Annotated in this window: 14 protein-coding genes; 1 reads left to right on the top strand and 13 read right to left on the bottom strand. The window is 73.8% G+C overall.

Annotated features, from left to right (window positions below; genetic code table 11):
- Positions 1–73 precede the first annotated feature (73 nt).
- The 7 genes from rplS to proS all read right to left on the bottom strand — a co-directional run bounded on the left by rplS (position 74) and on the right by proS (position 5,024).
- Positions 74–430, bottom strand: a complete 357-nt coding sequence (rplS, locus tag ABT006_RS10190; protein WP_089001547.1) for a 50S ribosomal protein L19 — start codon at positions 428–430, stop codon at positions 74–76.
- Positions 431–571: 141 nt separating this feature from the next.
- Positions 572–1,345 (bottom strand): tRNA (guanosine(37)-N1)-methyltransferase TrmD, encoded by a 774-nt coding sequence (trmD, locus tag ABT006_RS10185; protein ID WP_350704866.1) that lies wholly within the window; start codon positions 1,343–1,345, stop codon positions 572–574.
- A 19-nt stretch (positions 1,346–1,364) separates the two neighbouring features.
- The gene (rimM, locus tag ABT006_RS10180) at positions 1,365–1,919 is read right to left on the bottom strand and encodes a ribosome maturation factor RimM (RefSeq protein ID WP_350680457.1); all 555 of its coding nucleotides are present in this window, start codon (positions 1,917–1,919) and stop codon (positions 1,365–1,367) included.
- A 2-nt stretch (positions 1,920–1,921) separates the two neighbouring features.
- A complete protein-coding gene (locus ABT006_RS10175; protein WP_350680397.1) occupies positions 1,922–2,182 on the bottom strand; it encodes an RNA-binding protein in 261 nt (86 codons plus the stop codon).
- A complete protein-coding gene (gene rpsP, locus ABT006_RS10170) occupies positions 2,157–2,615 on the bottom strand; it encodes a 30S ribosomal protein S16 (RefSeq protein WP_350704864.1) in 459 nt (152 codons plus the stop codon). The genes ABT006_RS10175 and rpsP overlap by 26 nt, the downstream gene beginning before the upstream one ends.
- A gap of 248 nt (positions 2,616–2,863) precedes the next feature.
- Positions 2,864–3,511 carry a ribonuclease FAU-1 family protein gene (locus tag ABT006_RS10165; RefSeq protein WP_350704862.1) on the bottom strand — a complete coding sequence of 216 codons (648 nt, stop codon included), beginning with the start codon at positions 3,509–3,511 and terminating at the stop codon, positions 2,864–2,866.
- A gap of 106 nt (positions 3,512–3,617) precedes the next feature.
- Positions 3,618–5,024, bottom strand: a complete 1,407-nt coding sequence (gene proS, locus ABT006_RS10160) for a proline--tRNA ligase (protein WP_350704860.1) — start codon at positions 5,022–5,024, stop codon at positions 3,618–3,620.
- 113 nt (positions 5,025–5,137) lie between these two features.
- Between proS and ABT006_RS10155 the strand changes: the two genes are divergently transcribed.
- Positions 5,138–5,734, top strand: coding sequence for a TetR/AcrR family transcriptional regulator (locus tag ABT006_RS10155; RefSeq protein WP_350704858.1), 597 nt, complete (start codon positions 5,138–5,140; stop codon positions 5,732–5,734).
- A gap of 63 nt (positions 5,735–5,797) precedes the next feature.
- On the opposite strand, the gene ABT006_RS10150 is transcribed toward ABT006_RS10155, so the two are convergent.
- From ABT006_RS10150 to ABT006_RS10125, 6 genes are all read right to left on the bottom strand, one after another.
- Positions 5,798–6,877, bottom strand: a complete 1,080-nt coding sequence (locus tag ABT006_RS10150; protein ID WP_350704856.1) for an amidohydrolase family protein — start codon at positions 6,875–6,877, stop codon at positions 5,798–5,800.
- A 228-nt stretch (positions 6,878–7,105) separates the two neighbouring features.
- A complete protein-coding gene (locus ABT006_RS10145; RefSeq protein ID WP_350704854.1) occupies positions 7,106–7,684 on the bottom strand; it encodes a Uma2 family endonuclease in 579 nt (192 codons plus the stop codon).
- A gap of 67 nt (positions 7,685–7,751) precedes the next feature.
- A complete protein-coding gene (gene ffh, locus ABT006_RS10140; protein WP_350704852.1) occupies positions 7,752–9,308 on the bottom strand; it encodes a signal recognition particle protein in 1,557 nt (518 codons plus the stop codon).
- Between the two features lie 306 nt (positions 9,309–9,614).
- Positions 9,615–11,981, bottom strand: coding sequence for a [protein-PII] uridylyltransferase (locus tag ABT006_RS10135; RefSeq protein WP_350704850.1), 2,367 nt, complete (start codon positions 11,979–11,981; stop codon positions 9,615–9,617).
- 16 nt (positions 11,982–11,997) lie between these two features.
- Complete coding sequence (locus tag ABT006_RS10130; RefSeq protein ID WP_350705125.1) at positions 11,998–12,336, bottom strand: P-II family nitrogen regulator; 339 nt, start codon at positions 12,334–12,336, stop codon at positions 11,998–12,000.
- A 25-nt stretch (positions 12,337–12,361) separates the two neighbouring features.
- Positions 12,362–13,783 carry an ammonium transporter gene (locus tag ABT006_RS10125; RefSeq protein ID WP_350704848.1) on the bottom strand — a complete coding sequence of 474 codons (1,422 nt, stop codon included), beginning with the start codon at positions 13,781–13,783 and terminating at the stop codon, positions 12,362–12,364.
- Positions 13,784–13,895: the final 112 nt, after the last annotated feature.

Genomic DNA, 13,895 nt, shown 5'->3' with positions numbered 1-13,895 from the left:
CCCGTACGACCAGGGTAGTGCGGTCCGGTCGGTACGACACGCGCGCAGCTCGGGCGGCGTGGCGAGCGTGAGGTCAGCTCGGCTGCTTCTCGCGCTTCTCCTTGATCTTGGCCTTCTTGCCCCGCAGCTCGCGCAGGTAGTAGAGCTTGGCGCGACGCACGTCACCGCGGGTCACGACCTCGATCCGGTCGATGGCCGGGCTGTTAATCGGGTAGGTGCGCTCGACACCGACACCGAAGCTGATCTTGCGGACCGAGAAGGTCTCGCGCAGACCGTCACCCTGGCGGCGGATGACGACGCCCTGGAAGATCTGGACACGGGACCGGTTGCCCTCGACGACCCGGGCGTGCACCTTGACGGTGTCACCGGCACGGAAGTCGGGGAGGTCGGTCCGCTTCGACTGGGCGTCAAGGGCGTCCAGGATGTTCATCGCTGCGTCCTCGTGAGGCTCACGGCGCACCGTCAATCGGTGCGCGGGTGGGTGATTCTGATCCCCGGGTGTGGTCGATGGCCCGACCTCGGTCGAGGATCCTCGCAGCCGTCCGCGGCGCGGCCGGTTGCGGCAACCCCCCTACTTTGCCACATCCCCCGGGGGCACCTGAAATCCGGCCCCGTCCAGCGCGGCGATGTCCCGTTTGTCCAGGCGCTCCGGGTCGAGCGCAGCGAGCATGTCCGGGCGGCGCCGGGCGGTGCGGGTCAGCGCCTGGTCCCGCCGCCAGCGGGCGATCCGCCCGTGGTCGCCGGAGCGGAGCACCTCCGGCACCTCCAGCCCGCGCCAGGTCGCCGGCTTGGTGTACATGGGGGCCTCCAGCAGCCCGTGGGCGTGCGACTCCTCGTCCAGCGAGCCCGCGTTGCCGAGCACCCCGGGCAGCAGCCGGGTGACCGCCTCCAGGATCACCAGGACGGCCACCTCCCCGCCGAAGAGGACGTAGTCGCCGAGGGAGACCTCGGTCACCGGCATCCGGGTGGCGGCGTGGTCGAGCACCCGCTGGTCGATGCCCTCGTACCGGCCGCAGGCGAAGAGCAGGTGCGGCTCGGCCGCCAGCTCGTGCGCCATCGCCTGGGTGAAGGGGGTGCCCGTCGGCGCGGGCACCACCAGCCGGGGCGGGGCCACCTCCGCCGGGGCGAGGGCGTCGAGCGCCTCGCCCCACGGCTCCGGCCGCATCACCATGCCGGGCCCGCCGCCGTACGGCGTGTCGTCGACCGTGCGGTGCACGTCGTGGGTCCAGCTCCGCAGGTCGTGTACGGCCAGCCGCAGCGTGCCGTTCGCCCGCGCCCTGCCGATCAGCGACAGGTCCAGCGGGGCGAAGTACTCCGGGAAGATCGACACGATGTCGACGCGCATGCGGGGTGCTCCAGCGGCTCTAGAGGTCGAGCAGACCGGCCGGCGGGTCGACGACGACGCGACCGCCGGCGAGGTCAACCTCGGGGACGATCGCCTTGACGAACGGGATGAGCGCGGTGCGGCCCTCGGGGCGGCGCAGCACCAGCAGGTCGGAGGCGGGAGCGTGGTCGATCCGGGCCACCTCGCCCAGCCGCTCGCCGCCCGGGGTGACCACGGCCAGCCCGACGAGCTGGTGGTCGTGGAACTCCTCCGGATCCTCGGGCGGGGCGACGTCGGCGCTGTCGACCGCGACGAGGGTGCCGCGCAGCGCCTCGGCGACGTCCCGGTCCAGCACGCCCTCGAACGCCACCAGCAGCCGTCCCTGGTGCCAGCGGGCGGACTCCACGGTCAGCTCGGCGGGGACCCGGAACGGTTCCCCGTGCTCGGGCGCGGCCTGCTGCGGCGGCGCCGCTCCCGGCTCGGTACGCAGTACCGAACCGGGAGCGAAGCGCGCTTCGGGCTCGTCGGTCCGCACCTCCACGGTGACCTCACCGCGGATCCCGTGCGGCTTGCCGATCCTGCCGACGATGAGCAGCATCAGTACGAGTCGACGATGTCGACGCGTACGCCGCGCCCGCCGATGGAGCCGATCACCTGGCGCAGCGCCTTGGCGGTCCGGCCGGACCGCCCGATCACCGTGCCGAGGTCCTCCGGGTGCACGCGGACTTCGAGCCGCTTGCCCCGACGGGAGTCGACCAGCCGGACGCGCACGTCATCGGGGTGGTCGACGATGCCCTTGACCAGGTGCTCCAACGCCGGACGCAGTGCCATGTCAGGCCTGCTCGCCGGAGTCCGCACCGGCCTGCTCCTCGGTCTTCGGCGCCTCCTCGGCGGCCGGAGCCTCGGCCTTGGCGGCCTTCTTGGCCGGCTTGGCCGGGGTCTCGGCCAGCCCGGCGGCAGCCTTCGCCTCGGCCTCGTACGCGGCGGTGCGGTCGACCCGCTCCGCGGCGACCTTCAGCGGCGGCGGGGCCGGCAGGCCCTTGAACTTCTGCCAGTCACCGGTCAGCTCCAGCAGCCGCTGCACCGCCTCGCTCGGCTGGGCGCCGACGGACAGCCAGTACTGGACCCGCTCCGACTTGACCTCGATCACCGAAGGGTCTTCCTTCGGCTGGTAGACCCCGACGAACTCGATCGCCCGGCCGTCGCGCTTGGTGCGCGAGTCGGCGACGACGATGCGGTACTGCGGGTTGCGGATCTTGCCCATCCGCAGGAGCCGGATCTTTACGGCCACAGTTGTTTCGCTCCTGTTGCGATCTCACCAGCCCTGACGAGGGCGGTGCACGGGTGAGCGCCGACCGGCACAGTGGGGTTTGGGCCGGAGACTGCTCGGTGGACTGGCGCGGTGCCCGGGTTAGAGGGCGCCGGACACACGCCGGATACCAGCCAGCCATTCTGCCAGATCGGGCCCGGATCTCTCACACCGGACCGCCCGGGGTCACCCGTGCACCGACGGAAGTGACCGAAAACACACCTGCCGGGTCAGCGCACCGGGGCGCGGTCCCAGCCGGGCGGAAGCTCGTCGGGAGTGGTCCACTCCGGCGGCGGGGCGAAGTCGCACCAGGTGCCGTCGAAGGGGAACTCCCCCGCCTCGGCCAGCGCGATCACCCGCTTGCCCTCGGCCCGGACGGCGTCGGGGTCGGCGACCCAGTAGTGCTCGGGGAAGGCGAGCCGCTCGACGAACTCGTCCTCGTCCTTCCACTCCCAGCCCAGGTCCGGCCGGACGACCACGTCGAGGTCCTGGTCCACCATGTCGACCCCGGCGAGCGCGCCGTCGTCCCAGCGCACCCCCGGCTCCTCCAGGTTGACGTACCAGGCGGCGAAGCGGTCGTGCGCGTCGCGGAACCACCACACCGAGTGGCTTGCCCCGGCGGGCAGGAACTTCAGCACGGGCGGGCCGTTCCACCGGCCAGCGGCCAGGCGGTAGGACGAGGAGATCCACTCGGCGAACGGCACCGCCCGCATGCCCAGCCCGGCCTCGGTGACCTCGCTCGCCACCGGGGAGTTCCGGGCCACCCAGAGCACCAGGCCCCGGTCGTCGTCGCTGACCACCCGTGCGGTACGCACCCAGCCGATCCGGCCCCGGCGCACGTTGCGGTGCACGATCAGCCGCCCCGGTTCGAATCTCACGCCCCGACCCTACCGGCACCGACACCGGCCGCCGGCAACCCGCTCAGCGGGTGCGGAAGGGCCCTTCCCAGAACCGAAGTCGCCAGGAAGGGCCCTTCCGCACACCTCAGTAGGCGCGGGCCAGGATGGCGACGAGGTCCGGCTCGTCCTCGGTGTCGGGCACGGAGCCGTCGGCGCGCACCAGGCAGCGCACGGTGACGCCCTGCCCGTTGGCCTCCGCCTCGCCCTGGACGCCGACCGCCGACCACGGCACCCGGGCCCAGCCGGTGGCGGCCGCCTCGATCGCCTCGGCCAGGGTCGACACCTCGACGGTGCGGGACTGGCGGTGCGCCAGGGCCTGGTCGTGCAGCGCCTGCTGGTCGGCGTCGAGGGCGGCCAGCACGGTGGTGACCACGTCGGCCACGGCCGTCGGGGACTTCGAGCCGTCGGTGCGCCGCACCACGACGGCGTTGCCGGCGGCCAGGTCGCGGGGGCCGACCTCGACGCGTACCGGATAGCCGCGCAGCTCGGCGTCGACGGCCCGGCGGCCGAACGGGGTGTCGGTGCGGTCGTCGAGCGCGACCCGGACGCCGGCGTCGCGCAGCGCGTCGCGCAACTTGGTCGCCGCCTCTCCGACGCCCTCGCCGTCCTTGACCACCATGACGTACGCCTGCACCGGCGCCAGCTTCGGCGGCACCCGCAGGCCGTTGTCGTCGCCGTGGCACATGATCAGGCCGCCGAGCATCCGGGTCGAGGTGCCCCAGGAGGTCGTCCAGGCGTGCTCCCGGCCGCCCTCGGCCGACGAGTAGCTGATGTCGAACGCCTTGGCGAAGTTCTGCCCCAGCTCGTGGCTGGTGCCGAGCTGGAGGGCCTTGCCGTCACCCATCATGCCTTCGCAGGTGTAGGTGGCGGTCGCGCCGGCGAAGCGCTCGCGGGCCGTCTTCAGGCCGACGACCACCGGGATGCCGAGCACGTTGACCATCAGGTCCTCGTACGCCTCGTGCAGGATCCTGCGGGCGTAGGCCCGCGCGTCGGAGCGGGTGGCGTGCGCGGTGTGCCCCTCCTGCCACAGGAACTCGCTGGTGCGCAGGAATACCCGGGGGCGCAGCTCCCAGCGGACCACGTTGGCCCACTGGTTGAGCAGCAGCGGCAGGTCCCGGTAGGAGTCGATCCACTTGGCCATGAACTCGCCGATGACGGTCTCGCTGGTGGGGCGCACCACGACCGGCTCGGCGAGCTGCTTGCCGCCGCCGTGGGTGACCACCGCGAGCTCCGGCGAGAAGCCCTCGACGTGCTCGGCCTCCCGCTTGAGGTAGCTCTCGGGGATGAAGAGCGGGAAGTACGCGTTCTCCGCGCCCGCCGCCTTGATCCGGGCGTCCATCTCGGCCTGCATCCGTTCCCAGATGGCGTAGCCGGCCGGCCGGATGACCATGGTCCCCCGGACCGGGCCGTTGTCGGCCAGCTTCGCCTTGGCGATCAGGTCCTGGTACCAGCGGGGAAAGTCCTCCGCACGGGGAGTGAGCACGCGTGCCATGACCGCACATCCTATGCGTCGGCCGTCCGGACGGCGCGATCGGGCGCGGTGTCGTCGTCAGCTGCCGGGACGGCCGGGTGCGGCGGACCCGGGGCGTACGCCACCATGGCAGCGTGAACAACGGCAGCCGGTCCAGGGACGCGATCGTCGATGCCGCCCGGGAGCTGACGGTCGCGAGCGGCTGGGACGCCGTCCGGATGGGCGCCGTCGCGCGGGCGGCCGGGGTCAGCCGGCAGACGGTCTACAACGAGTTCGGCTGCAAGGCGGGGCTGGCCGAGGCGCTCGCCCGGCGGGAGGTCGACCGGTTCGTCGTCGCCGTGCGCGCCCTCCTGCGCGCGCACGGCGACGACGTCCGGGCGGCCGCGCACGCCACCATCTCGCACACCCTCACGCAGGCGGCCGGCGACCCGTTGATCAAGGCCGTCCTGACCAGCACCGGGGGTGGCTCCGACGAGTTGCTGCCCTACCTGACCACCCGGTCGGAGCTGGTCCTGACCGAGGCCACCGAGGTGCTCCTGGAGTGGGCCGACGGCGTGCTGCCGGACGCCGACCGGGCCGCGGTCGCCTTCGCCACGGACTCGGTCATCCGGTTGGTGATCAGCCACATCGTCCTGCCCGGCGCCCCGGTCGCACAGACCGCCGCCGCCCTCGCCGACCTGGCGGTGTACCTGCTCCTGCACGCGGTCACCCCGGGCGCCCGCACCGGCTGACCAGCACAGCACCGGGGCGGGAGCACCCACGCGCCGGCTCGCCGGCGGGCGGGCACGGCAAGGTCAGCGGACGACGCGACCGCGCAGCACGATGCGGGCGGGGCTGCGCACGGCGCGCAGGTCGGCGCGCGGGTCCTCGGGATAGACGACGAGGTCCGCCAGGCCGCCCTCGACCAGGCCGGGGAAGCCCAGCCACTCGCGTCCCCGCCAGGACGCGGCGGCGAGGACGTCCACCGCAGACATGCCGGCCTGCTCGTGCAGCAGCAGCATCTCCTCGGCAGCCAGGCCGTGGTCGATGCCGCCACCCGCGTCCGTCCCCACGTAGATCGGCACCCCCGCCTCGTACGCGGCCCGCACCACCTCGGGGAAGCGGTCACGCAGGGCGAGCATGTGGTCGGCGTACCCGGGGAACTTGGGCCGGGCCTGCTCGGCGATCCCGCCGAAGGTGCGGATGTTGATCATCGTGGGGACCAGGGCGGTGCCCTGCCGGGCCATCAGGTCGACCAGGTCGAGGCTCAGGCCCGTGCCGTGCTCGACCGAGTCCACCCCGGCCCGCACCATGATCTCCACGGCCGACTCGCTGAAGGTGTGCACCGCGGCGCGTACCCCGGCGGCGTGGGCGGCCGCGACGGCCGCGGTCATCGTGTCGGCGTCCCAGGACGGCGCCAGGTCCCCCACGCCCCGGTCGATCCAGTCGCCGACCAGCTTGACCCAGCCGTTGCCGGCGGCCGCCTGCGCGGCGACCGTGTCGGCGACCTCCGCCGCGCCGACCTCCACGCCGATGTCGCGCAGGTAGCGCTTCGGCGGCGCGACGTGCCGGCCGGCGCGGGCCAGGCGCGGCAGCCCCGGCTCGTCGTCGAGTTCCGGGTACGGGTACGGCGAGCCGGCGTCGCGGATGGCGAGCACCCCGGCGTCGACGTCGGTGCGGGCCAGCTCGCGGGCCTGGTCGAGGGAGGTGATCGGCGCCCCGCCCCGGGCGATGCCGATGTGGCAGTGCGCGTCGATCAGGCCGGGCAGCACGAAGCCGCCGTCGACGATCGTCTCCGCGCCGGGCACCGGTTCGAAGGTGACCCGGTCACCGACCAGCCAGAGGTCCCGGACCTCGTCGTCGGGCAGCAGCACGCCGCGTACGTGCCAGGCCATGCGTCCTCCGGTCTGTGGGCGAAAGAGCGGTCTGCGGCCATTCTTCCCGGTCGGCGTGGGCCGGTCCCGGCCGGGCCGTCCCCGGCGGGCGACCGGCCGCCGGGGCGACCCGGGCATCGGCGCTCCCACTCCGCCGTGAGGCCCGGCCGGGCCTGGTGTCCTGACCGGTCGCACGGAAGCGGGGCCCGGCCGTGACCGGCCGGGCCCCGCCCGTGTGGATCGGTGCGGTCAGCCGCCGTCGCGCGCGAGCAGCCCGGCCCGCCGCGTCGTCAGCGCGGGCAGGTCGACGGAGACCTTCCAGGGCCGCTCGGTGACGAAGAGGTCCTCGGTGTGGGTCACCACCTCGTACTCGCCGGTGGGGCCGAGCGTGTATTCCGTCAGGGTCATCCGCTCGTGCAGCGGGTCGACCACCCAGTACGTCCGCACCCCGGCGTGCGCGTAGACCTTCGCCTTGTCGTAGAGGTCGCGGAACGTGGAGGTCGGCGAGAGGACCTCGACGGCCAGCAGGGCGTCCTCGACGGGGACGGGCGACCGGTCGGCGTGTTCGCGGCGGATCGCGACCACGTCGGGGCGGGGTTCGTTGCGGCGGTCGATCCGCATCGACAGGTCGATGCTGACCAGGTAGTCGGCGGGGCAGTTGACCTCGAGAGCGAGCAGCAGTCGCACGCAGAGGTCCTGGTGCACGGCGGTGGGGGACGGCACGATCAACCTTCCGTTGACCAACTCGTACGGAAGGTCCTTCGGCAGGTCACCGAGGTCGTCAACCGTCCATTCCGACCGCTCGGGCAGGATCGGTGCCACGGTCATGACTCCTCCTTCCAGGGGCGACATCACCCTAGGCAAGGATGACGTCACCCGCCGCCAACGACACGCCTCAGCGGGGCCGGCCGTCGCCGCCCTTGCCGAGCTTGTTGAAGTCGATCTTCGGCAGCTTGAAGCCCGGGGGCAGGCCCTGGCCGGCGGCCAGGTCGTTCGGGTCCATCCCCGGCGGGAGCTGCGGCATGCCGCCCGGGAAGCCGCCCGGCAGCCCGGCGCCCGCCCCGGCGCGCGGCCGACCGCCGCCCTTGGTGCCCTTGCGCTTGTTCTTCGGCGACTTGGTCGCCTTGCGCCGACCGCCGGGCAGGCCCATCATGCCGCCCATCTGCTTCATCATCTTCTGCGCGTCGGCGAAGCGGTTGAGCAGCTGGTTGACGTCCATCACGGTGACGCCGGAGCCGTTGGCGATTCGGGCCCGGCGGGAGCCGTTGATGATCTTCGGGTTGGTGCGCTCGCCCGGCGTCATCGACCGGATGATCGCGGTGACCCGGTCGAAGTGCTTGTCGTCCAGCTCCGCGAGCTGGTCCTTCATCTGCCCCATGCCCGGCATCATGGCCAGCACGTTGGCGATCGGGCCCATCCGGCGGACCGCGATGAGCTGGTCGAGGAAGTCCTCCAGGGTGAACTGCTCGCCGCCCATCAGCTTGGCGGTCATCTTCTCCTTCTGATCGGCGTCGAAGGCCTGCTCGGCCTGCTCGATCAGAGTGAGGACGTCGCCCATGCCCAGGATCCGGCTGGCCATCCGGTCGGGGTGGAAGACGTCGAAGTCCTCCAGCTTCTCGCCGGTGGAGGCGAACAGGATCGGCTGCCCGGTGACCTCCCGGACCGACAGCGCGGCGCCGCCGCGGGCGTCGCCGTCGAGCTTGGAGAGGACCACACCGGTGATGCCGACCCCGTCGCGGAACGCCTCGGCGGTGCGCACGGCGTCCTGACCGACCATGGCGTCGATGACGAAGATGACCTCTTCGGGGTCGACCGCGTCGCGGATGTCGGCGGCCTGCTGCATCATCTCGGCGTCGATGCCCAGCCGGCCGGCGGTGTCGACGATGACGATGTCCCGGGCCGCCCGCTTCGCGTGCTCGATCGAGGCGCGGGCGACCTGCACCGGGTCGCCGACGCCGTTGCCGGGCTCGGGGGCGTACACCTCGACGCCGGCGCGGCCACCGAGCACCTGGAGCTGCCCGACGGCGTTGGGGCGCTGGAGGTCGGCGGCGACCAGCAGCGGCTGGTGCCCCTGGGCCTTCAGCCAGCGGGCCAGCTTGCCGGCGAGGGTGGTCTTGCCGGAACCCTGGAGACCGGCCAGCATGATCACGGTCGGCGGCTGCTTGGCGAACTGGAGCCGCCGCCCCTCGCCACCGAGCACGTTGACCAGCTCGTCGTTGACGATCTTGATGATCTGCTGGGCGGGGTTGAGCGCCTGGGAGACCTCGGCGCCGCGCGCCCGCTCCTTGACGTTCGCGATGAAGCCCTTGACCACCGGCAGCGCGACGTCCGCCTCCAGCAGCGCGAGGCGGATCTCGCGCGCGGTGGCGTCGATGTCGGCGTCGGTGAGCCGGCCCTTGCCGCGGAGCTTGGTGAAGATCCCGGACAGGCGGTCACTCAAGGTGTCAAACACGCGAACATCCCGTTTGTCAGTGTTTAGGCGGGCACAGGTCGGCCGGCACGCACAAGGCCGGCCACCCGCAAGGGTAACCGTCCCACCTCGCCATTGCTTCCGGGCGGCCCGACCACCCCGGCCCGCCCGGCGCCGTCACCCCGCGACCAGCCCCGACCGGTCCGCGGAGACGACCAGCCGGGCCCGGCCCCCGGGCGCCCACCTGCACCATCGCCCGACCCAGGTGGGTACGCGCGGTCGCCGGCCGCGGCGGGCGGGCGGCTCCCCGCACACGCGCTCGACGTGGTGCGGCCCGGGCGTCCGCGCTCAGACAGCGCCGAGGACGGCAGCCTCCAGGCGGGCGCGCGCGACGTCGTCCGGCCAGCCGCCGACGAGGTAGAACGCGTCCACCACGTCCCCGCCGAGGGTGGAGATGCGCGCCGCGCGCACCTGGGCGCCGGCCTCGTCGAGTGCGCAGGCGACCCGGTAGAGCAGGCCCGCCGCGTCGGCGGCGCGCAGCTCCAGCAACACGGCGTCCGTGGCCGCCTCCCGGTGCCAGACCACCCGCGGCGCGGCCCCCTCGGCCCGCGCCGCCAGGGCCCGGCCGCGCAGCCGCTGGGTGACCGAGACGTCGCCGCTCACCGCGCGGCGCAGGTCGGCGCCGAGGGCGATCGGGTCGGGGGCCAGGCCGTAGCGGGGCTGCACCCGGCACTCGACCAGAGCCCGGCCGTCGACCGTGGCGGCGTCGGCGGAGATCACCTCCAGCCGGTGCAGGGCCAGGCACCCGGCCACCGTCGCGAGCAGGCCGCGCCGGTCCGCCGCGGCCACCGCCACCCGGTCCCCGGTCAGCTGTACGACCGGCAGGGGCCCCGCCAGCAGCGCCGGGGCCGGGACGGGCGGGGCGGGCAGCGCGCCGGTGTCCAGCGCCGTGCGGACCCGGGCGACCAGCTCGGCGACCAGCCGGCCCTTCCAGTCCGACCAGGCGGCCGGCCCGGTGGCCGCGGCGTCGGCGCGGACCAGGACGTGCAGCAGGTCCAGGGTGGTGGTGTCGCCGACCCGCTCGGCCACCCCGGAGATGGTGACCGGGTCGGCGAGGTCCCGCCGGGTGGCGACGTCGGGCAGGAGCAGGTGCAGCCGGACCAGCGTGCCGATCAGCGCCACCTCGGGCTCGGGCAGGCCGATCCGGGCGGCCACCGCCTCGGCCAGCGGAGCCCCGACCGTGCTGTGGTCCCCCGGCAGCCCCTTGCCGACGTCGTGCAGGAGCGCGCCGAGCAGCAGCAGGTCGGGACGGTCCACCTCGCGGGTGTGCCGGCTGGCCTCGTACGCGGTCTGCACGAGGTGCCGGTCGAGGGTGAACCGGTGCACCGGGTTGTGCTGCGGGAGGCTGCGCAGCCGGGTCCACTCGGGCAGCCAGCCCTCGATCAGCCCGTACCGGTCGCAGGTCTCCCAGGCCGGCACCAGGCCGGGACCGGCGCCGAGCAGGGTGACGAGCGCGGCCCGGGCCTCGGCCGGCCACGGCGCCGGCAGCGGCGGACAGTACACGGCCAGCCACTCGCAGGTGGCCCGGGCGATCGGCAGCCGGGTGGTGGCTGCGGCGGCGGCGACCCGCAGCGACAGGCTCGGGTCGGGTCGCGCGCCGATCGCGGTGCGGGCCAGCACCAGCTCGCCGTCGTGCTCCACGACGTCCCGGGCCACCGGCCGGCGCACCGGGCGCCCGTCGGCCCCCCGGCGGCGGCCCGAGCGGAGCCGGTCGGCGGCGCGGAAGGCGTCGTCGAGGGCGTGGCTGACGGTCCGGGCGTCCCCGGCCACCCGGCGCAGCAGCGCGTCGCCGTCCTCGGCGACCGCTCCGGCCCCCAGCGCGGCGTCGGGCGGACCGAGCGGGGGTTGGCGCGGCCCGGCGTCGGGCGCGCCGGGTGCGGGCTGGCGCAGCCCGAGCAGCGCGGCGACGCCGTCGCGTTCCTGGGCTACCAGCCGGTCGACCCGGCGGCCGACCTGCACGTGCAGCGCGTCCCGGGTGTCCAGCAGCCGCCGGTGCGCGGCGCGGACGGCGGGGCGCAGCGCGTCGGTGATTCCGGCGGTGGCGATCGCCCGCAGGATCCCCACGTCGCGCAGCCCGCCGGCGGCCTCCTTCAGGTCGCCCTCCAGCAGGAAGGCCAGCTCGCCGTGGGCCGCCCAGCGGGCGGCGGTGACCTCCCGCAGCCTGGGAAGCTGCCGTACGGCGGTGCGCCGCCAGTGGTCGACGGCGGACCGGACGAGCGTGTCGGCGAGGCCGGCGTCCCCGGCGACCAGCCGCGCGTCGAGCAGCCCGAGGGCGACCTTCACGTCGTCCCGGGCGACCGACAGCGCCTCGGCGACGGTGCGGACGGAGTGGTCGAGCCGCAGCCCGGCGTCCCAGACGGGGTACCAGACCGCCGCGGCGAGCTCGTCCACGCCGGGCACCCCGGCGTGCAGCAGCACGAGGTCGAGGTCGCCGTGCGGGGCGCACTGCCGCCGTCCCAGCCCGCCGACGGCAACGAGCGCCACACCGGGCCGGTCCGGCAGCAGGGCGCGCAGCCACCGGTCGTGGGCGTCGGCGCGCGCGGCCCGGGCCGCCTCCCCCACGCCCGTGTCCGCGCCGACGAACCCGTCGGCCGGGATGGCCGGGCCGCCGTTGCCGGCGTGGCCCGGCGCGTTCCTCCCGGTCGACGAGGTCATGTCGGTCGTGGCCCGGTCAGAGCGCGTCGAGGCCGCGCTCGCCGGTGCGGACCCGGACGACCTCGTCGACCGAGGTCACCCAGACCTTCCCGTCGCCGATCTTGCCGGTCCGGGCGGCGACGACGACGGCGTCGACGATCTTCTCCAGGTCGATCTCGTCGGTGAGCACCTCCACCCGGATCTTGGGCAGGAACTCGACCGTGTACTCGGCACCCCGGTAGACCTCGGTGTGCCCCTTCTGCCGGCCGTAGCCCTGGACCTCGCTGACGGTCAGGCCGGCCACGCCGAGGGCGTGCAGGGCCTCCTTCACCGCGTCCAGTTGGTACGGCTTGATGACCGCGGTCACCAGCTTCATGTCCAACCCCTCCATCACAGGAACGTTAACCGGCGATCTTCTCGTCGACCGGCTCGGCGGCCGGCTCGGCGGGGGACGCGGCGGGTGCGGCCGGGGCCGCCGTCTGCTTGGCGCCGGTCAGGCCGGCCATGGCGAAGGCGCTGCCGCCGCCGCCCGTGGTCGGCGACAGGTCGTAGCCGCTCTCGGCGTGCTCGGCGATGTCGATGCCGCCGACCTCGTCCTCGGCGCGGAGCCGGAAGCCGATGGTCTTCTCGATCACGACGGCGAGCACCCAGGCCACCGCGAAGGACCAGACGGTGACGATCAGGCCGGCCAGGGCCTGCCGGCCGAGCTGGGTCACCCCACCACCGTAGAACAGGCCGTCCGAGGCGCCGACCACGTCGGTGATCGCGCCGTTGACCGAGTTGGTGGCGAACAGGCCGAGCCACAGCGACCCGATCCAGCCGCCGACGAAGTGCACGCCGACCACGTCGAGCGAGTCGTCGTAGCCGAGCCTGTACTTGAGGCTGATCGCCAGCGCGCAGACCGCCCCGGCGACGACGCCGAGCAGCACCGCCGCCCAGGGCGCGACGAAGCCGCAGGCCGGGGTGATGGCGACCAGGCCGGCGACGGCGCCGGACGAGGCACCGACCAGGGTCGGCTTCCTGTCCTTGATCCACTCGACGGCGATCCAGCCGAGCACCGCGGCGGCGGTGGCGAGCTGGGTGTTGATGAAGGCCAGGCCGGCGACCGAGTCGACGGTGAGCTCGGAACCGGCGTTGAAGCCGAACCAGCCGAACCAGAGCAGCCCGGCGCCGAGCGCGACGAGCGGGATGTTGTGCGGCTTCATGCCCTCCCGGGGCCAGCCGAGCCGCCTGCCGAGCACCAGGGCCAGGGCCAGGGCCGCCGCGCCGGCGTTGATGTGCACGGCGGTGCCGCCGGCGAAGTCGAGCGCGTGGATGTCGCCGCCGATGATGCCGCCGCCCCACACCCAGTGCGCGACCGGGAAGTAGACCAGCGTCGCCCAGCCGAACGCGAACAGCAGCCAGCCGGCGAACCTCGCCCGGTCGGAGATCGCACCGCTGATCAGCGCGACGGTGATCACGGCGAAGACCATCTGGAAGGCCATGAACACGTAGAGCGGGACACCGATGCCGCTCGGGTTCTCCGCCGTCGCGCCCCAGAGGTCGGTCTCGGCGAGGAAGGTCCTGGTGCCGAGGTAGGCGCCCGGGTCGCCCCAGAAGCCGTTGACATCGCTGCCGAACGCGATGCTGAAACCGTAGAGCCACCACAGAACGGAGATGAGCCCGATCGCGGAGAAGCTCATCATCATCATGTTCAGTACACCCTTGGCCCGGTTCAGGCCGCCGTAGAACAGCGCCAGTCCGGGCGTCATGAGCAGCACGAGCGCCGTCGACACCAGCAACCAGACGGTGTTGCCGGAATCGATCGTGGGTGCGTCAGGCACGCCGGCCTCCTAAAGGTGAAGTCCCTCCTTCCCGGCTTCCGGGGCAGCGTCGCCCGTACGCCGGATGCGCGGAAGCCTGCTCGCTCCCTGTTTCCCCCAGCGTCACCCGTCG

The sequence above is a fragment of the Micromonospora sp. NPDC002717 genome, from assembly GCF_040295705.1.
Lineage (GTDB): Bacteria > Actinomycetota > Actinomycetes > Mycobacteriales > Micromonosporaceae > Micromonospora.
Note: the sequence above shows the minus strand (reverse complement) of the source record. Positions and strands in the feature narration are given on the sequence as shown.